At 36.1% G+C, this 17,124-nt stretch carries 20 protein-coding genes and 2 tRNA genes; 8 read left to right on the top strand and 14 right to left on the bottom strand.

Annotation, left to right across the window (positions count from 1 at the left end; translation table 11 throughout):
• Nucleotides 1-138 precede the first annotated feature (138 nt).
• Nucleotides 139-2,778, top strand: a complete 2,640-nt coding sequence (mutS, locus tag ACSHW7_RS13485) for a DNA mismatch repair protein MutS (protein WP_435679889.1) — start codon at nucleotides 139-141, stop codon at nucleotides 2,776-2,778.
• 9 nt (nucleotides 2,779-2,787) lie between these two features.
• Here mutS and ACSHW7_RS13480 read toward each other — a convergent pair whose 3' ends face one another.
• The 6 genes from ACSHW7_RS13480 to ACSHW7_RS13455 form a co-directional block, all read right to left on the bottom strand.
• Nucleotides 2,788-3,447, bottom strand: a complete 660-nt coding sequence (locus ACSHW7_RS13480; RefSeq protein WP_435679888.1) for a C1q-like domain-containing protein — start codon at nucleotides 3,445-3,447, stop codon at nucleotides 2,788-2,790.
• Nucleotides 3,448-3,645: 198 nt separating this feature from the next.
• Nucleotides 3,646-3,731, bottom strand: a tRNA-Leu gene (locus tag ACSHW7_RS13475).
• A gap of 45 nt (nucleotides 3,732-3,776) precedes the next feature.
• Nucleotides 3,777-3,849, bottom strand: a tRNA-Gly gene (locus ACSHW7_RS13470).
• Nucleotides 3,850-4,009: 160 nt separating this feature from the next.
• Nucleotides 4,010-4,246 (bottom strand): hypothetical protein, encoded by a 237-nt coding sequence (locus ACSHW7_RS13465; RefSeq protein ID WP_435679887.1) that lies wholly within the window; start codon nucleotides 4,244-4,246, stop codon nucleotides 4,010-4,012.
• 42 nt (nucleotides 4,247-4,288) lie between these two features.
• On the bottom strand, nucleotides 4,289-5,068 hold the full coding sequence (locus ACSHW7_RS13460; protein ID WP_435679886.1) for a TIGR03915 family putative DNA repair protein: 780 nt from the start codon (nucleotides 5,066-5,068) through the stop codon (nucleotides 4,289-4,291).
• Nucleotides 5,065-6,348, bottom strand: coding sequence for a putative DNA modification/repair radical SAM protein (locus ACSHW7_RS13455; protein WP_435679885.1), 1,284 nt, complete (start codon nucleotides 6,346-6,348; stop codon nucleotides 5,065-5,067). The genes ACSHW7_RS13460 and ACSHW7_RS13455 overlap by 4 nt, the downstream gene beginning before the upstream one ends.
• A 112-nt stretch (nucleotides 6,349-6,460) precedes the next feature.
• On the opposite strand from ACSHW7_RS13455, the gene ACSHW7_RS13450 reads away from it, so the two are divergent.
• Entirely contained in the window at nucleotides 6,461-7,231 is a 771-nt protein-coding gene (locus ACSHW7_RS13450) for an XRE family transcriptional regulator (RefSeq protein WP_435679884.1), read from the top strand.
• Nucleotides 7,232-7,309: 78 nt separating this feature from the next.
• Here the strand turns inward: ACSHW7_RS13450 and ACSHW7_RS13445 are convergent, their stop codons facing one another.
• From ACSHW7_RS13445 to ACSHW7_RS13435, 3 genes are read right to left on the bottom strand one after another with little or no spacing between them, the layout of a single operon-like run.
• Entirely contained in the window at nucleotides 7,310-7,543 is a 234-nt protein-coding gene (locus ACSHW7_RS13445; RefSeq protein WP_435679883.1) for a hypothetical protein, read from the bottom strand.
• Nucleotides 7,544-7,560: 17 nt separating this feature from the next.
• A complete protein-coding gene (locus ACSHW7_RS13440) occupies nucleotides 7,561-7,782 on the bottom strand; it encodes a hypothetical protein (protein ID WP_435679882.1) in 222 nt (73 codons plus the stop codon).
• Nucleotides 7,783-7,837: 55 nt separating this feature from the next.
• Nucleotides 7,838-8,062, bottom strand: coding sequence for a hypothetical protein (locus ACSHW7_RS13435; protein WP_435679881.1), 225 nt, complete (start codon nucleotides 8,060-8,062; stop codon nucleotides 7,838-7,840).
• 114 nt (nucleotides 8,063-8,176) lie between these two features.
• Here ACSHW7_RS13435 and ACSHW7_RS13430 point away from each other — a divergent pair, with 114 nt between their 5' ends.
• Complete coding sequence (locus tag ACSHW7_RS13430; protein WP_435679880.1) at nucleotides 8,177-8,830, top strand: DUF2461 domain-containing protein; 654 nt, start codon at nucleotides 8,177-8,179, stop codon at nucleotides 8,828-8,830.
• An 8-nt stretch (nucleotides 8,831-8,838) separates the two neighbouring features.
• Here the strand turns inward: ACSHW7_RS13430 and ACSHW7_RS13425 are convergent, their stop codons facing one another.
• Nucleotides 8,839-10,104 (bottom strand): 3-deoxy-D-manno-octulosonic acid transferase, encoded by a 1,266-nt coding sequence (locus ACSHW7_RS13425; protein ID WP_435679879.1) that lies wholly within the window; start codon nucleotides 10,102-10,104, stop codon nucleotides 8,839-8,841.
• 155 nt (nucleotides 10,105-10,259) lie between these two features.
• Here ACSHW7_RS13425 and ACSHW7_RS13420 point away from each other — a divergent pair, with 155 nt between their 5' ends.
• The 3 genes from ACSHW7_RS13420 to ACSHW7_RS13410 all read left to right on the top strand — a co-directional run bounded on the left by ACSHW7_RS13420 (nucleotide 10,260) and on the right by ACSHW7_RS13410 (nucleotide 12,465).
• The gene (locus ACSHW7_RS13420; RefSeq protein ID WP_435679878.1) at nucleotides 10,260-11,417 is read left to right on the top strand and encodes a DegT/DnrJ/EryC1/StrS family aminotransferase; all 1,158 of its coding nucleotides are present in this window, start codon (nucleotides 10,260-10,262) and stop codon (nucleotides 11,415-11,417) included.
• A 191-nt stretch (nucleotides 11,418-11,608) separates the two neighbouring features.
• The gene (locus tag ACSHW7_RS13415; protein WP_435679877.1) at nucleotides 11,609-12,151 is read left to right on the top strand and encodes a hypothetical protein; all 543 of its coding nucleotides are present in this window, start codon (nucleotides 11,609-11,611) and stop codon (nucleotides 12,149-12,151) included.
• A 122-nt stretch (nucleotides 12,152-12,273) separates the two neighbouring features.
• A complete protein-coding gene (locus tag ACSHW7_RS13410; RefSeq protein WP_435679876.1) occupies nucleotides 12,274-12,465 on the top strand; it encodes a hypothetical protein in 192 nt (63 codons plus the stop codon).
• A 78-nt stretch (nucleotides 12,466-12,543) separates the two neighbouring features.
• Here ACSHW7_RS13410 and fabD read toward each other — a convergent pair whose 3' ends face one another.
• The 4 genes from fabD to ACSHW7_RS13390 all read right to left on the bottom strand — a co-directional run bounded on the left by fabD (nucleotide 12,544) and on the right by ACSHW7_RS13390 (nucleotide 15,154).
• A complete protein-coding gene (gene fabD, locus ACSHW7_RS13405) occupies nucleotides 12,544-13,428 on the bottom strand; it encodes an ACP S-malonyltransferase (protein ID WP_435679875.1) in 885 nt (294 codons plus the stop codon).
• Between the two features lie 136 nt (nucleotides 13,429-13,564).
• Nucleotides 13,565-14,065: a pyridoxamine 5'-phosphate oxidase family protein gene (locus tag ACSHW7_RS13400; RefSeq protein WP_435679874.1), complete on the bottom strand. Its 501-nt coding sequence runs from the start codon at nucleotides 14,063-14,065 to the stop codon at nucleotides 13,565-13,567.
• Nucleotides 14,066-14,171: 106 nt separating this feature from the next.
• Nucleotides 14,172-14,675 (bottom strand): dihydrofolate reductase, encoded by a 504-nt coding sequence (locus ACSHW7_RS13395; protein WP_435679873.1) that lies wholly within the window; start codon nucleotides 14,673-14,675, stop codon nucleotides 14,172-14,174.
• Complete coding sequence (locus ACSHW7_RS13390) at nucleotides 14,672-15,154, bottom strand: 2TM domain-containing protein (RefSeq protein ID WP_435679872.1); 483 nt, start codon at nucleotides 15,152-15,154, stop codon at nucleotides 14,672-14,674. The genes ACSHW7_RS13395 and ACSHW7_RS13390 overlap by 4 nt, the downstream gene beginning before the upstream one ends.
• Nucleotides 15,155-15,224: 70 nt before the next feature.
• On the opposite strand from ACSHW7_RS13390, the gene ACSHW7_RS13385 reads away from it, so the two are divergent.
• A complete protein-coding gene (locus ACSHW7_RS13385) occupies nucleotides 15,225-16,307 on the top strand; it encodes an aminotransferase class V-fold PLP-dependent enzyme (RefSeq protein WP_435679871.1) in 1,083 nt (360 codons plus the stop codon).
• A complete protein-coding gene (locus tag ACSHW7_RS13380) occupies nucleotides 16,304-17,110 on the top strand; it encodes a hypothetical protein (RefSeq protein WP_435679870.1) in 807 nt (268 codons plus the stop codon). The genes ACSHW7_RS13385 and ACSHW7_RS13380 overlap by 4 nt, the downstream gene beginning before the upstream one ends.
• Nucleotides 17,111-17,124 lie beyond the last annotated feature (14 nt).

The raw sequence follows: 17,124 nt of genomic DNA, 5'->3' as shown, positions 1-17,124 counted from the left end.
TCCCTCCATCTTACTTTTAAAAGTGGATAACTACGGGTTATGATTTCTTCGGAAATTTTAATATTTCGGTATTTTTGAGATGTTTAAAATTTCCGAAGTAATTAATCCAAAAGATATCTGCTTTCGCGGATAATAAATATGAGCAAGCCGAAAAAAGTAACCCCTTTAATGAAACAATACAATACCATTAAGGCGAAATATCCTGATGCTTTGTTGTTGTTTAGAGTGGGTGATTTTTATGAAACTTTTGGTGAGGATGCGGTAAGAGCTGCTGGAATTTTAAACATTACATTGACTGCCCGAAATAACGGTGGCGATAATATTGAACTTGCCGGTTTTCCACATCATTCTTTAAATACCTATCTGCCCAAACTTGTGATGGCGGGATGCAGGGTTGCTATTTGTGACCAACTCGAAGACCCAAAACTCACTAAGAATATTGTTAAAAGAGGCGTAACGGAGCTAGTAACTCCGGGGGTTGCAATGAATGATGATATCTTGCAGTCCAAGTCGAATAACTTTTTGGCTGCTGTGCATTTTGGTCCTTCTACAGGCTCAGGTACTAAAAAAATTGGTGTTTCTTTTTTAGATATTTCTACGGGAGAATTTCTTACTTCGGAAGGGAATGCCGAGTATGTGGATAAATTGCTTCAGAATTTTAATCCTTCCGAAGTGCTTTTCAGTAAACAAAAAAGGAAACAGTTTTCTGAAACGTTTGGCGATAATTTTCATGTGTTCCATTTAGAAGATTGGGTATTTCAAATGGATTACTCAAAAGAAACATTGCAAAAGCATTTCGGTACAAAAAATTTAAAAGGTTTTGGGATTGACCATTTAGAAAATGGGATTATTGCAAGTGGCGCTGCGCTTCATTATCTGGGAGAGACGCAACATAAAAAATTAGAGCATATTTCGAGAGTGTCTCGTATTGCGGAGGATGAATATGTGTGGATGGACAGATTTACGATTCGCAATCTTGAATTGTATCATTCCAATCAACAAAATGCAGTCACTTTATTGGATGTGATTGATAAAACAATTTCGCCCATGGGCGGTCGTAAGTTAAAACGATGGATGGCGTTGCCTTTAAAAAATATTGATACGATTAACCGCCGTCATGAGGTGGTGAGCTATCTGCTGGAAAATGTGAACGTGCTTGCGAATGTGCAGACACACATTAAAAGGATAGGCGATTTAGAACGGTTGATTTCTAAAGTAGCAACAGGAAAGATTAGTCCAAGAGAGGTGATACAGTTAAAAAATTCTTTGGAAGCTGTAAGTCCGGTGAAGATTGCTGCAATGGCAAGTGATAATGAATCGCTTAAAATAATTGGTGAACAATTGCACGAATGTCAATTGCTACGGGATAAAATAAAAGAGACAATTAAAGAAGAGGCGCCTGTTAATATTTTAAAAGGTAACACAATCGCTTCTGGCTTTCACGATGAACTTGATGAGTTGCGCGCCATTGCTACAGGTGGTAAGGAATATCTTGACAAAATGCTGGCAAGAGAAACGGAACGCACAGGGATAACATCTTTAAAGATTGCCAGTAATAATGTGTTTGGCTATTATATTGAAGTTAGAAATACACATAAAGATAAAGTTCCACAGGAGTGGATTCGAAAGCAAACTTTAGTTAGTGCAGAGCGCTATATTACTGAAGAATTAAAAGAATACGAGACAAAAATTCTAGGTGCTGAAGAAAAAATAAGTGCCTTAGAGCAAGAGATTTTCGCAAAATTAGTACAATGGATGTTGCAATTTATTACACCAGTACAACAAAATGCGGCGCTCATTGCTGAGGTGGATTGTCTATGCTCATTTGCTTCTCATGCAAAAGCGGCCAAATATGTGCGACCTGATTTTGATGAAAGTACAGACCTACATATTAAGGACGGTCGTCATCCCGTAATTGAAAAACAGTTGCCGCCAGATGCACCGTTTATTGCTAACGATGTTTTTCTTGATAGAGAGAATCAGCAAATTATTATGATTACCGGTCCAAACATGAGCGGTAAAAGTGCGATTTTGCGTCAGACGGCTTTGATTGTTTTACTTGCGCAAATGGGAAGTTTCGTTCCTGCGGGCGAAGTGCGATTGGGTGTAGTTGATAAGATTTTCACGAGAGTGGGAGCGAGCGATAATATTTCTATGGGCGAATCTACTTTTATGGTAGAGATGAATGAAACAGCCAGTATTTTGAATAATATTAGCGAACGCAGTCTCGTGCTTCTTGATGAAATTGGTCGAGGGACAAGTACGTATGATGGTATTTCTATAGCATGGGCGATTAGTGAATACCTGCACGAACATCCAAGCCACGCAAAAACATTGTTTGCCACCCATTACCACGAAATAAATGAAATGACCGAAACTTTTTCTCGAATTAAGAATTACAATGTTTCAGTAAAAGAGTTGAAGGATGATGTACTTTTTCTTCGGAAATTGGTTCCGGGAGGCTCACATCATTCGTTTGGAATTCACGTAGCAAAAATGGCGGGAATGCCGCAAGCAGTTTTAAATAGAGCTAATAAAATTTTAAAACGGCTCGAGAAAAGTCATTCTTCCGAAGAGTTAAGTGACAAGATGAAGCAAATTTCTGAAGAGGAAATGCAGCTTAGCTTTTTCAATTTAGATGATCCTTTATTGGAGGAGCTGCGTGATGAGATTTCAGAAATCGATATTGATACCTTGACTCCGGTGGAGGCATTGATGAAACTCAATGAAATGAAGCGTATGCTGCAAAGGAGTGCGAAAGTGAAAAAAGGCAAATGATATTTGTTTTTAACGTATTCTCTCGATGGTAAAAAAGCTACTCGCTGAGGAGCCTACAAGATTGGTACTAACACTAGTTAAACTACTTTCTATTTCAAATGTTATTTCATCCTCTTCATTTAGTTCAACTAGCGTTTGAATGCTTCTAATAGGTGAGGTCACATCAACAAAAGCTACACTTAAATTAGCAAAGGAATTTTTTTGAATAACAGTGCCGTTTTTCATTATTCTAACACCATAATTTGTTGAAATGAGAAGGTTGTTTTGCTTTATCTGAACGTAAATCCTATAGATTCCATCTTGTTTTGCAGTGAAAGTGTGCGTGGTAGTGTCGAACTCATCATTTATATCGAACTCTTCATTATTGAAGGGTACAACTCCAGAACCACCACCCAATGAAATTGAAATAGTTGAAGAGGTATTAAAACTTCCTTTGACGGCAGTTTTGTAAATCTCTTCAATCGCATCCTTTAAAGGTACTTTTTTTACTATGCCGCCTGAGGTAACTAAAATGGAGTTTGTCGCCTGAGCCATATCTCCTTCCCAGTCCGTTGTTCTAATCATTAGGTCACCGTTTATGTCTAATGTTGCGTTTGGGTCTGTTGTATTTATGCCCACTTGGGCGAATAGTGAAAAGCTCGACAGCAATAAGAGTATTACCTTTTTCATAGCGATACATATTAAAAAGTTATGGGGAGCTTAGTAACACTATAAAAATAATAAAAAATAGATAAAGTGTAATATAAATAAGTTAAAATGTACTATTTAACGTTTATACTGAAATGAAAGTTAAAAAATTAACATTCTGTATTGGTAATTATAAAATGCAAAAAGCCAAGTCCTTCGACTTGGCTTTCTACTCATTTGTACTGAAGACGGGACTTGAACCCGTACGGACATTACTGCCCACTGGATTTTAAGTCCAGCGTGTCTACCAATTCCACCACTTCAGCATTGGTATTTTTTATATCCCTACAACATAAATTGTTGATATATTGAGCGAAAAACGGGATTCGAACCCGCGACCTCCACCTTGGCAAGGTGGCGCTCTACCAACTGAGCTATTTTCGCGAATTTTACTAAGACCGCATCTTAATTTCTTAAGAGTTGGCAAATTTAAAATATTTTATAGGATTTGAATGAATTATCGCGATTTTTTTTTGACTAATTTAAATACGAAATATCGATGTTTAAATTCCATCAATTTCTGTGATTATTAATTCATTAAAAATTAATTATCGTCGTTCCCTTCAATTTCATCCTCAACGTCTTGAGCAGCGTTCTCGATAGCATCACCCGTTTTTTCAGCAGCATTTTCAATAGCATCTCCAGCTTCTTCAAGGTTGTTCTCAGTATCTTCAGCTGCTTTCCCAAGAGTTTCTTGAGCACTTTCTTTGGTGGTTTCTCTACAAGAAGATACAGATACGATTAAAGCTAAAGCTGCAAATGTTACAAATAATTTTTTCATTTTAATTGTTGTTTAGGTTAATGTTTAACATAGCGAAATTAGTCATTTTTTTAACATGGGTTGTTTTTCACTTAAATATTTCCAATACCTTTTTGGCACATGCCTTATGTGCAATTTCGTATTTTTACGAGATGCAATATTGGTGCTTTTAAAATAATTTTGCCAAAGATTTTGATAGTCAAATTCCTCTATGGTAAAGTAGTCTTCATTTTTTTCTGAAATATTAATTGTTGGAGCCAAATCTATACTTATAGTTTCCACAGTTTTCATATCGTAATACAAACCATACTTTCGTTTTAAATCATAGATGATCCATCGTTGGTCTGCATACCTATTTTTAAAATGCTTCAGATTTAGTGGTAGTACATTATAATCTGGTTCAATCGTTGCAAAATAAAGACCATCTCTAGTCACTCTAAATCTAACAAAGGCATCCATTCTGTGTTTTTCCCGCCCCACCATTTTGGCAACTTTCGAAGTTCTCAAAACATGCTCATTTCCGAAGTCACCATCAATATTTTGAGCGCTACTAAAAGCATATCTAATATATCCCAGCAAGGTATTTTCAATATCATCAAATTCGCTCAAAAATGCTCGATACATATTTGAGGTCCCGGCAACAGAACATTTCTTCTTTAAACCTTGCCAAACACGAGCTGCTTTTTTCTCATCGGAAATTACGATTTCAGCTTCATCAAAAAAAGTTTCCATAGCGATGCTTGACTTTTTAATTGATACCGTTTCAAGTTTACGTTCATAAACCTCAAAAACGCAAGTTAAAAAACCTTCAAACGTGCCGTCATATTTTAAAATAGTAATCATATGGTTAATGGAAGGTTTGAGTCAAAAAGGTTTAATTGATTGCTGTATGTTTTAGAAAATTTACTTTTCGACTCTTGTAAAATGAGTCCTTTAATTTGGGCGGCAGTTCGGTCTTTGGTCTCAAAATTTCGGGAGTCGCAAACCATAAAATATTTTGCTCTGTTCAATGCCAAACCAATGGCGCTTAAATGTTCCCAATTCAATTTTCTAAATTTACGAGCATTCATAATTTTATAAACACTTTTCATTCCAAGGCCAGGGATTCTTGCTAGCATTCGCTTGTCCGCTTTATTAACATCAACGGGAAAGTATTGAAGATTACGCAACGCCCAACTCAATTTTGGGTCAATATCCGTATCTAGATTGGGGTGCTCTTTGTTTAATATTTCTCGAACATCAAAGCCGTAAAACCTCAATAGCCAATCGGTTTGGTATAATCTATTTTCTCTTAATACTGGAACTTCGGTGCCAATGGAGGGAAGTCTATCGTCATAACTAATAGGTATGTAACCAGAATAATACACTCTTTTTAAATTGAAATTTTTATAAAATTGAGCAGATGTGTACATGATTTCGGCATCGGTCTCGCCACTGGCACCAACAATCATTTGTGTGCTTTGCCCAGCAGGGGCGTAAATGGGAGTAGATTTGATTAATTTTTTTTCGCTCTTGTATTGTATAATTTCATTTTTAACCTTTTCCATAGGTTTTATGAAATCTTCCCGATTTTTATCTGGAGCTAAAAGTTTTAAACCCTTAACAGAAGGTATCTCAATATTTACCGAAAGTCTATCCGCATACAACCCAGCTTCGCGCATCAACTCATCGCTCGCTCCCGGAATGGATTTTAAATGTATGTAACCATTAAAGTTTTCTTCTTCCCGCAATTTTTTAGCGACGGCCACAAGACGTTCCATCGTATAGTCTGCATTTTTAAAAATACCGCTACTTAAAAAAAGACCCTCGATATAGTTTCGGCGATAGAAATTAATTGTTAAATCTACCACTTCCTGTATTTTAAATGCCGCGCGTTTGATGTCGTTACTTTTCCGAGTAACACAATATGCGCAATCAAAAATGCAATGATTGGTCAAAAGTATTTTGAGCAACGAAACGCACCGGCCATCTTCTGTGTATGTATGGCAAATCCCCATCCCGCTGCTGTCGCCAATTCCCTTGTTTTTGTTGGTACGTTTGCTTCCGCTGGAAGAACAGGACACATCGTATTTTGCGGCGTCAGCGAGGATATTTATTTTTTCTTTGATGCGTTCAAAATTCATAGTAGGTCAAGATTTACTTCGGAAATACGACAAAATTATGGAAATAATCCTTTAAATAGGAAATTTTCCGAAGATAAATTTGGATTTATTCCAAAAAAAAGTATATTTGAATATGGATTCAAAACTTTCTATTGAAGCTCGGAGATTTAAAAAAATCAGGGAAGAGCAATATCATACGCAGCAATCCTTTGCGGATTTACTTGGAATTGGTGCAACCACGGCTGATATTGAACGTGGTAAAACCAAGATTTCTGGAAAAATAGTGATGGAATTACTCAAACAATTTTCCATCAATCCTCTGTGGTTGTTTGGGGAAAGCTATACTAAAGTAGTGAATATAAATGGAGGCGATGTGAGTCCAAAAGTGATTACACTGGACGTAAATCAAAATGACACCATTGCATTAGTAAATCAAAAAGCGGCTGCAGGATATCCACATAACATTCAAGATGTGGAGTGGTATGAGACATTGCCGGCTTTTAATATTCCATTACCTCAATATCGAAATGCTACCTATAGAGGATTTCAAGTTGAAGGGGACAGTATGCTACCAAACATTAGGCCTAACGAATGGTTGCTTGGAAAAGCAGTTCCAAATGTCTCAGAAGCTAGTGATAGCAAGATTTATATTGTTGTTTTAAATGATTCTGTACTCGTAAAAAAATTACAGAAAGTGCCAAATTCTCCAGAAAAAGTGCGGCTTATATCATTAAATCAAGAATACATTCCTATTGAGGTGGAAGTTAAAAACATCCAAGAATTATGGCTTGTAAATAGTAAACTTACTTTTGGTATTGATGAACCCAATGAAAGTTCGTTGTTAAGAGAATTGCAGCAATCTATGGAAGAATTAAAGGGGCAGATAAATAATTTGAATACTTAAGATTGAGAATTCACATCAATAAAAAAGCGATTCTCATTTGAGAATCGCTTTTTACGTTTTTAGAATAATAACTAATTTCTAGTTATTGTCGTCAGTTTTGATTTTAACGCCATCATCATCTGTTTTGATTTTGATTTCGTCACCATCCGCTTCTTTAATTTTTACTTTATCACCATCATCTTTGATTTCGATACTAGCTCCATCTTCTCTAGCATCCTCTATGATAGTTTCTGCTTCGGTTTTCTTTTTGTCTTCACAAGAAGTAAAACCAATTGCAAATATGGCAACAGCCATTAAAATTATTTTTTTCATTTTAGAAATTTAAAAAATTAATTAGTATCGTCTTCGCCTGTGATTACATCTTCTACGTCATCTGCAGCATCCTCAATTGCATCACCTGCATCGTCCATTGCATCTTCAACGTCATCAATAGCACCTTCGGCATCGTCAGAAACTTCCACTTCAATCGTTTCTTTTTTTGTATCTCTGCAAGAAACAAGTGTAGTTCCAAGCGTTGCTATTACAGCTAATGTTAAAATTATTTTTTTCATAATAAGATAGTTTTAGTTAATATGTTAGGTTAGGGTTTACTTGTTTAATTAATATTTAATCGTCATTTCCTATTTTGTCAATTTTTTTGTCAATTTCTTCGTTTACTTCATTGTCCACTTTCTTTGCAGCACGTTCAAGAATTCCTTCATCGTTTTTCTCAACTTTCTCAACTTCAACTTCCCGGATAACTGTTTTAGTTTCGGTGGTTTTTTCTCTACAAGACGTTGCAGATGAAAGTGTAACTAAAAATATTGCAAACGTTAAAAATCTAAGTTTCATAAATATAGAAATTAAAATATAATTGGCAAATTTACTTTTTTAACATTTGTAAAATGATAATTATTTAATAAATTTTTCGTAAAAACTTCATAATTTTAATATAAATTTAGAAATATGTCTTTTAAAAAACTTTACGCATTCTTGGAAGAGCTCAATAAAAATAATAACAAGGAATGGATGGATGAACATCGTGAGCATTACCACGACGTTCGTGACTTTTATATAGATTGGTTAAATACAATGAATATAGAACTTGCAAAAATTGACCCTGATTATTTTGATACACCGGGCAAAAAAGCAATTAATCGTATCAATAATAATCTAATGTTCCATCCCAATAAGCCGGTGTATAAGGACCATTTTGGGGCTGGACTTGATCAACGTAGTAAACAAGGTGATTTTTATATTCATATCGGGATTTCAGAAAACTTTATTGGTGGTGGTTATTGGCATCCATCTTCAAAATTATTAAAAAGTATTAGAGCCGCTATTGATTACAATGGTGAAGATTTTAAAAAGATTATTAATAAAAAGTCTTTCAAAAATATGTTCGGAGAACTTATGGAAGATAACCCGTTAAAAACATCTCCAAAAGGATATTCACAGGACCACAAACACATTGATTTACTAAGAAAAAAATCCTTTGCTGTGGGAGTAAATCTTACTCGCCAAGAAATAATGTCTCCCGATTTTAGTGATAGAGTAATTGAGGTTTACAAAGAACTACTACCGTTTCGGCGTTATTTAAATGAGGCTGTGACAGTTTAGTATATTCCTTAAATTGAGTTTTCTAAATAATCCATCACTACTGTCGTCGCCCCAGTATTACTATTAATCCAGTGCTCCGCAATCATTCCAGTTTTACTTCGGAAATTTTTGTCGTTTACTAATTTATCTAAAATCTCACTGCACTCTTCCTTACTACTGATAGAGAACAATCCAGCCAAAGAGCGCAATCTTTCCGCCTCAGGGAATTTTGAAAAATTGTGCCCAATTACAATAGGAACTCCAAAAGTCGCTGGCTCTAAAATATTATGCAATCCAGTAGTTCCCATCGCTCCGCCCACGTAAGCGATATCTGCATAGCTGTAAATTTTTGTCAATAATCCAATAGTATCTACAATAAAAACCTGATAGCTTTCCAGTGGCACTGGAGCATCAAGCGAGGCTGAATTTTCTAAAGCTATTTCACTGAACAAAACATTTTTAACCGTTAATTTCTCTCTCAAACTTGCCACTTTTGAAAATTCAATTTGATGAGGAGCGATGATAAATTTGGTTGGTGGAGGTGCGTTATTGATATAATCAACAAGCACATTTTCATCTTCTGGCCACGTGCTTCCACATACAATGCATGTGGAATCACTTTTAAATTTTTCAATATAATCTAAGGTATTATCCATTTCAATTTGTCGCGACACTCTGTCAAACCTTGTGTCCCCACTTACGGTGCAGTTTTCAAACCCTGATTGTTTCAACAGTACTTCACTATTTTTGTCTTGAAGGAAAAAGTGGTCAAACGTGTGGAGTGCTTTCCGCATAAAATTTCCGTAGGACTTGAAAAATAATTGATCCTCTCTAAATACCCCTGAGACTAACAGCGTTTTGATGTTGTTACGTTTCAGCTGTGCTAGATAATTGGGCCAAAATTCGTACTTCACAAATACTGCTAACGTGGGATTTATGGCTTTAATAAATTGTTTTGCATTTGCCACCGTGTCCATTGGTAAATAAACAACTGTGTCTGCAATGGGAGTGTTTTTCTTGTTTTCATAGCCAGATGGCGAGAAAAAACTAACTACTAATTTATGCTTCGGAAATTTTAATTTCATGGCTTCCATAATAGGCAACCCTTGTTCAAATTCGCCCAAAGAGGCACAATGAAACCAAATAGTTTTGTCGTTTTTAGAAATTTCCGAAGAAAGAATAGTAAATGTATTTTTTCTTCCTTGTACAAAGAGTTTGAGTTTTGGCACAAACCATTGCGCTACCCTAAGGCCTGCGTAAATGAGATATGTGAGCGTGTTATAGACGGTTTGCATAGTTTGCTAAAGTACAAAAATGCAGTTTATGGTTTTCATCCTTTATACTCTTTTGCATTCTCAATTTTAGTATTTTTGTATTTTAATAATAACAACGAAGACAGGCTTTCTGACTGACGATATTTAATAGTTGCCCAACTTTACGGGTGTTGAAGATGAAAAAAATACAAATGGTCGACCTCCAAGGTCAATATGCAACAATAAAAGAACGTGTGGATGCATCCATCCAAGAAGTGATTGAAACTACTGCATTTATTAATGGTCCTGAGGTGCATGCATTTCAAAAGGAACTTGAAGAATATTTGGGTGTAAAACACGTGATTCCCTGTGCGAATGGAACTGATGCTTTACAGATTGCAATGATGGGTCTTGGCTTAAAACCTGGTGATGAAGTGATTACTGCCGATTTTACCTTTGCTGCAACTGTTGAGGTGATTGCACTTTTGCAGTTAACACCAATACTTGTAGATGTTGATCCAGTAAATTTTAATATTGATATCGCAGCCTTGGAAAAGGCAATCACTCCAAAAACAAAAGCGATTGTACCTGTTCATTTGTTTGGTCTTGCCGCAAATATGGATGAAACTATGGAACTTGCCGAGCGTCATAATTTGTATGTGATTGAAGATAATGCGCAAGGAATAGGCTCAAAATATACTTCAAAAAATGGCACGAAAACTATGACTGGTGGAATTGGTCACGTAGGTTCGACCTCTTTTTTTCCTTCAAAAAATTTAGGATGTTATGGAGATGGCGGTGCCATATTCACTAATGACGATAAATTAGCACATATTTTAAGAGGCATCGTAAATCATGGTATGTACGAGCGTTACCACCACGATGTGGTAGGAGTAAATTCTAGACTTGATTCAATTCAAGCGGCTGTTTTACGTGCAAAATTGCCAAAATTAAACGAGTACAATACAGCTCGTAGAAACGCAGCAAGAAAATATACGAAAGCTTTTGAGGGTATAAATCAAATTGTAACTCCAACAGGTTTTTGCAATGCTGGAAATTCAATTTGTGATACTTGCGACTGTCATGTTTTTCATCAATACACGTTGAGGATTATCAATTCAGATAGAGATGCGCTTGTGAAGCATTTGAATGCAAATGATATTCCGTGCGGTGTTTATTATCCTATTCCGTTGCATTTGCAAAAAGCGTATGCCGATACTCGATATGAAGAAGTAAATTTTAAAGTGACTAACAAATTGGTAAAGGAAGTTATTTCATTACCAATGCATACTGAACTTGATGACGAACAAATAGATTTTATCACAAAAACGGTTATTGATTTTGTGACAAAATAAGTTTGTTTAAAATCGATTAATTTAAATGGTTGTTACTTCTGTAGCAACCATTTTTTATTTGCAATGGTTTAGCAATGACTCTTTTTTTCTTATGTAAGAAATTAATTTTTACCCTTCGATGTTAACAAATTAAAAGCCGTAGACATAAAGCTGTGAGAAAAAAAATTAATCTAAAAATGAAAGTATTTATTATGAAAAATTTGAAATTAAAAACAGCTATTCTATTGCTCACTGTCTTTTCATTTATTGGTTGCGATAAAGATGACGATACAAACACCGAAAACCAAGAAGCAACATTAGTGTCTATAGGTACATGCGGAGATTTTTTTGCTGGTGTAAACTTGCCATCGCTATGCGGAGTTGAAGAACAGAATACTCAAGGAATAGGTTCGGATGTTACATGCAGTTATATTATTAGAGAAAATGCTGTTGCATCACAGGAATTATATACTGCTACTTTATGGGAAGCTGCTAATGTTGACGCGGCGATAAATTTCTATGAAATTCTTAGTAATGATTTCTTTCCTGGAGAAATGCTAACACCCTTAAATGATTTAGGGGATGAGGCTATATATGCCGAAGATGTTGAAAATGCAGATTATACTTTAGTGTTTAGATTTAAAAATATGAATGTAGCTCTTTCAACAGATGAGTTATTATTTGAGTTAGGGTGTGATAACCCTCAATTAAGACTGCGAGAATTAGCTAATCTCATACTCAATAAAGTTCAATAATCTCTATTTCAGGATTTTAATTCTATTTTAACGAAGGTTTAACGCATTATTTTTGTAGTTGGCGGTTGAGTTACCTTGTTTTGCAATGATTGAATATTTTAACATTCAATAAAACAAAAGTTATGAAGTTGATAAAAATTAGAAGAAAAACTAGAACCGAAAAGAGATTTTCAAATGACATGGGTATTTTGACGGCAAATGTCACGTACGTTAAAAAAACAATTCTTAACATCCCTGTAAAAACAATTCACAAATACCGAGAGACATATTACGGAGAAGTGAAAGATTGTAAAGAATGCCAAATAAGCGCCTAAACAAAACACCTCAGATAGCAAATCCCGAATGAATATAATTTCATTCGGGATTTTTTTCGTTTTAATATTATCTTGTTATTAACTAATTTCAGCCTTACTAGCCGTAACATTTCTATCTATTTTTCTCATTAAACCTTGTAGAACATTTCCTGGCCCTACTTCGATAAATTCGGTAGCGCCATCGGCAATCATGTTTTGTATGCTTTGCGTCCATTTTACGGGTGCCGTCAATTGAAAAATTAAATTTTCCTGAATTTCTTTCGGGTCAGTTACCGCAAAGGTTGAAACGTTTTGATAAATAGGGCAGGCGGGTGCCGTAAAAACAGTTTCCTTAATAGCAGCAGCAAGTTCTTCTCTCGCAGGTTCCATCAATGGACTGTGGAATGCACCTCCCACGGGTAAAACAAGTGCTCTTCTTGCGCCGGCTTCTGTTAACGCTTCGCAAGCTCTTCCAACCGCATCAATTTCGCCACTTATTACCAATTGCCCTGGACAGTTATAATTTGCTGCGACTACAATACCGTCTTGGTCTGCGCAGATGGCTTCTACCGTGCTGTCTTCCAATCCTAAAACTGCAGCCATGGTACTGGGTGTTGATTCGCATGCTTTTTGCATTGCCAATGCTCTTTTGTAAACCAATTTCAAACCGTCATCAAACGCAATCGTGCGATTTGCAACTAATGCTGAAATCTCCCCAAGCGAATGCCCTGCCACCATATCTGGTTTAAAAGCATCGCCCATCACTTCTGCTAAAATGGTGGAATGTAAAAATATTGCGGGTTGTGTAACTTTAGTTTCCTTTAATTCATCAGATGTGCCTTCAAACATGATTTTTGTGATGTCAAAACCTAGAATATCATTGGCACGTTCAAACATTTCTTTGGCCTTTGGCGAGGAGTCGTACAAATCTTTTCCCATTCCTGTAAATTGGGCGCCTTGCCCTGGAAATACGTATGCTTTCATAATTGGTGTCGTTTAATTAGAATGTAAAAATAAATAAACCTCTTTCAATTGACTGAAAGAGGTTCATTAAATTAATATTTCCGAAGTAAATACTATGTGCTTCGGAAATATTAATACTGAAAATAATTGTTGCAAATTAGACTTTTAAAGTCCCCGAAACTCCCAAATCAGTTTTTTCTCCGGTGACAGCAGCTTTGCCCATTTTAAACAAGCTCACTATTGCGTTGCTCTTAGAATCCCAGTAAGCGGCTTCCTTTGGAGCGAATTTAATAGCAGTAATTTTTGGGTCGTTTTTCCCGTCGAACCAAGCATCATCTGTGCTGCTATATAGCTCGTCTATAATACTTTGGTCTCTAAAAATTCCTGAATTTCCATACACGCTTAAAAATTTCATGTTTTTATTACCATTGTATAGTAATTGCGTTTCGCTATTTGCCTTTATATTTTTGTTGTGTTCACTGTCTGCATTACTCAAAAACCAAATACTCCCATCATCTTCCACCTTTTTTGTGGACATTGGGATTGCATTTAATGGAGTTGCTCCTAGATTTGTTACCATCATAGCAAAATCAACAGATTCGGCTATTTCTTTTATTTTATCTTTTGCGTCTTGATTGAAAAGGTTTTGTGTGCTCATAATTTCTTTATTTTAAATAAAGATACGTACGAACACAAAGTAATTGCGCCAAGGAATTGCTAAACTAAAATGAAGGTTTTGTTAAATTAAAATTTCCGAAGAAATATTAATTCCGTTCCCAAGTCTCATACGTAAAAGCATAATCGTGCTTCTCGTCTTTTTCATGAAAAACCTCAGCGACTTTCTCCCATTTTTTTCTATCAAATTCTGGGAAATAGGTATCTACGTTAAACGTGCCGTGTACTCTTGTAAGCTCAATACGGTCTGTAACTTCGAGCCCTAACTTATAAATCTCGCCACCGCCAATGATAAATGGTGTTGAGTCGATGGAAGCTTTGATGAGCGCTGCGTCAATAGAATTTACCACAACCACATCTTTCTCACGACCTTCGGGAACTTTTGGAGTGTAATTTTTATTTCGGGTAATAATGATATGCAATCTTCCCGGAAGTGGTTTGGGGAATGACTCGAATGTTTTACGGCCCATAATCATGGGATGTCCCGTTGTCAATTTTTTAAATCGCTTAAAATCATCGGGCAAGTGCCAGACCAAATCGTTGTCTTTTCCCAATTCGTTATTTTCGCCAGCGGCTGCTATTATTGTAATCATCGTTGCTCTGGTGGTAATTGGTTGGGGTTGCTTTTTATTTGGGTGTTTTCCGTTTGTGTATCACGAGTCATTGTTTTTAATGCATCTTGTTCTTTTGCAATTTTATTTTCTTTTACCGTTACTTCCTGCATGGCTTGTTTTTTTAACTCTGCAACACGTGCTTCCTGTTTTGATTTCAATTTTTCGAGCTGTCGGTCTTCCCATTCTTTGCCCATAAATTTATTGGTGATAAATACATTGAAAACATGAATAAGAAAAATGAACACCCAAACTAAAATAGCATACACCCACCAGTCACTGGGCAATGATTCATTTTTAATAACTACCTGGCTCAAAATAATTATTAAAACAGAGCCGGCTAGAAATGCTACAAAGTGACGCATCAATTTTTTCTTTTGCGCAATTCGTCTTCGCGCATAGTCATATTGTTCGCGTGATTCTGAGTCAATTCTTTCCTTATTTTTATTTTTTGAAAACATAGTTGGTTACCTTTATGGTTGGAATTATACAGTAAAAATACCCAATTTTAACAACCTTGCCTATCGCTTTATGGAAGATTTAAGAAATGAATTCCCAGCACTCCAGCATCAAACATATTTGAATACCGCAAGCTCTGGCCTGCTTTCAAAGACGCTTTTTGATTGGAGGTCTCAACACGAAAAAGACTTGTTAAAAAACGGTGCCGACTTCACCATCCGCAAAAAAATACCCGAAGACACACGCCAAGCCGCCGCTCGTTTTTTTGATGCTCAAATGGATGAGGTCGCTTTAATTCCTAATTTTTCTTTTGGTTTCAATACCATTTTGGAAGGACTGCCCAAAGGGCAAAAAATATTGATGCTCAAAAATGATTATCCATCCTTATTATGGCCCATCGAAACCCGTGATTTTAATGTTTGTTATGCTGAAATTTCAGAAACCCTTGAGGCTAACATTTCCGAAGCCTTTAAAAAGCATCACCCAGATATTTTTGTGTTCTCTATTGTGCAATGGTTGAGCGGAGTGAAAATAGATTTTACATTTCTGAAAGCATTAAAATCCCAATATCCCAACGTGCTCTTTATGGCTGATGCCACGCAATATTTGGGGACGGAGCATTTTAGTTTTTCCGAAAATGCCATCGATGTCGTGGGTGCTAGTTGTTACAAATGGTTGTTGGCGGGCTTCGGAAATGGAGTAATGATGGTAAAAAAAGCAGCACAAGAAAAAATTTTTCCGGCGACCATTGGCTTCAACGGCGCCGAAACTTTTGACAGCAAAGCCGAAGAAACAAAATTTGTAAAACATTTTGAACCCGGTCACCAAGACACCTTCAATTACGGAAGTCTCCACCAAGCCATCCTTCAAGCCGAAAAATATGGAATTAATAATATTTCAACAAAAATTGAATCGTTGAAAAAGGTAGCTTTGGAAGGTTTGAACGAACTTGATTTGCTAGCGCCAATGACATTGAATCGCAAAATACATTCTTCTATTATCAATTTTGAGGGAGATGAGGCGCTTTTCCAAAAGTTAAAAGAACGCAATATTATTTGTTCCCCTCGCGGTGGCGGTATACGAGTAAGTTTTCATTATTATAACGACCTAAATGATGTTTCCAACTTATTGGATGCCTTAAAAAAGGACTTATGAAAAAAATAGGAATTGTTGCATTATTGGTATTGCCCGTCTTTCAGTCCTTTGCTCAAGGAGCGATTGATGGATTTTTTAAAGAAAAAGGAAATGGCTCCGTTGTTTTAGGTGCGGGTTTTGAAGACAATAAAAATTATTTTGCGGGCAACACACGGACAGATATTAGCAGATCACTTTATTATGGAAATCTATTCGCCGCGTACGGAGTTACGAACGATTTTGACATAAATGTATCCGTCCCTTTTTTGAGCAGCAACGACAATACAGATTTTCAGGATATTTCAATATACGCTAAATATAAAGTCGCTTCTTTTAAAAAATCAAACTTTAAATATGATATAGGTCTAGCCGCTGGATTTTCCACTCCTTTAACGGATTATGATGTGGGCGGACTCAATGATATTGGGCAACAAGCTACGATTGTTAATGGGCGGGCATTGCTTCATGTAATCTATAAAAACGCATGGTTTTCTACGTTGCAAAGTGGCTATGCTTATAAATTTGGCGAAACACCAGAGAGCTTTATCAGCACTTTAAAGATAGGAAAAGCAACTGCAAAATGGTATTACGATGTCTATTTTGACTATCAAAATTCCTTTGGTGGCATTGATTATCTAGGGACACCGCCACCACAAAATTTCAAAGAATTGGGCGTTGATTTTAATAAAGTTGGCGGCACTGTTTTTCATTCGTTCAATCAACATTGGGGCAGTTACGTAAGTTTGAGTTACGTTATTAACGGCCGAAATGTTTTTCAAGGTCCAGGCTACGGAATAGGACTTGTCTATAATTTCAAAAGATAAATAGAATGCTCTTT

The organism is Patiriisocius sp. (assembly GCF_051252435.1).
Lineage (GTDB): Bacteria > Bacteroidota > Bacteroidia > Flavobacteriales > Flavobacteriaceae > Patiriisocius.
Note: the sequence above shows the minus strand (reverse complement) of the source record. Positions and strands in the feature narration are given on the sequence as shown.

Bases quoted from the DNA above. Each gene is read 5' to 3' on its own strand.
- mutS (WP_435679889.1), top strand. From the start codon at position 139: ATGAGCAAGCCGAAAAAAGTAACCCCTTTAATGAAACAATACAATACC.
- ACSHW7_RS13480 (WP_435679888.1), bottom strand. From the start codon at position 3,447: ATGAAAAAGGTAATACTCTTATTGCTGTCGAGCTTTTCACTATTCGCC.
- ACSHW7_RS13465 (WP_435679887.1), bottom strand. From the start codon at position 4,246: ATGAAAAAATTATTTGTAACATTTGCAGCTTTAGCTTTAATCGTATCT.
- ACSHW7_RS13460 (WP_435679886.1), bottom strand. From the start codon at position 5,068: ATGATTACTATTTTAAAATATGACGGCACGTTTGAAGGTTTTTTAACT.
- ACSHW7_RS13455 (WP_435679885.1), bottom strand. From the start codon at position 6,348: ATGAATTTTGAACGCATCAAAGAAAAAATAAATATCCTCGCTGACGCC.
- ACSHW7_RS13450 (WP_435679884.1), top strand. From the start codon at position 6,461: ATGGATTCAAAACTTTCTATTGAAGCTCGGAGATTTAAAAAAATCAGG.
- ACSHW7_RS13445 (WP_435679883.1), bottom strand. From the start codon at position 7,543: ATGAAAAAAATAATTTTAATGGCTGTTGCCATATTTGCAATTGGTTTT.
- ACSHW7_RS13440 (WP_435679882.1), bottom strand. From the start codon at position 7,782: ATGAAAAAAATAATTTTAACATTAGCTGTAATAGCAACGCTTGGAACT.
- ACSHW7_RS13435 (WP_435679881.1), bottom strand. From the start codon at position 8,062: ATGAAACTTAGATTTTTAACGTTTGCAATATTTTTAGTTACACTTTCA.
- ACSHW7_RS13430 (WP_435679880.1), top strand. From the start codon at position 8,177: ATGTCTTTTAAAAAACTTTACGCATTCTTGGAAGAGCTCAATAAAAAT.
- ACSHW7_RS13425 (WP_435679879.1), bottom strand. From the start codon at position 10,104: ATGCAAACCGTCTATAACACGCTCACATATCTCATTTACGCAGGCCTT.
- ACSHW7_RS13420 (WP_435679878.1), top strand. From the start codon at position 10,260: ATGAAAAAAATACAAATGGTCGACCTCCAAGGTCAATATGCAACAATA.
- ACSHW7_RS13415 (WP_435679877.1), top strand. From the start codon at position 11,609: ATGAAAAATTTGAAATTAAAAACAGCTATTCTATTGCTCACTGTCTTT.
- ACSHW7_RS13410 (WP_435679876.1), top strand. From the start codon at position 12,274: ATGAAGTTGATAAAAATTAGAAGAAAAACTAGAACCGAAAAGAGATTT.
- fabD (WP_435679875.1), bottom strand. From the start codon at position 13,428: ATGAAAGCATACGTATTTCCAGGGCAAGGCGCCCAATTTACAGGAATG.
- ACSHW7_RS13400 (WP_435679874.1), bottom strand. From the start codon at position 14,065: ATGAGCACACAAAACCTTTTCAATCAAGACGCAAAAGATAAAATAAAA.
- ACSHW7_RS13395 (WP_435679873.1), bottom strand. From the start codon at position 14,675: ATGATTACAATAATAGCAGCCGCTGGCGAAAATAACGAATTGGGAAAA.
- ACSHW7_RS13390 (WP_435679872.1), bottom strand. From the start codon at position 15,154: ATGTTTTCAAAAAATAAAAATAAGGAAAGAATTGACTCAGAATCACGC.
- ACSHW7_RS13385 (WP_435679871.1), top strand. From the start codon at position 15,225: ATGGAAGATTTAAGAAATGAATTCCCAGCACTCCAGCATCAAACATAT.
- ACSHW7_RS13380 (WP_435679870.1), top strand. From the start codon at position 16,304: ATGAAAAAAATAGGAATTGTTGCATTATTGGTATTGCCCGTCTTTCAG.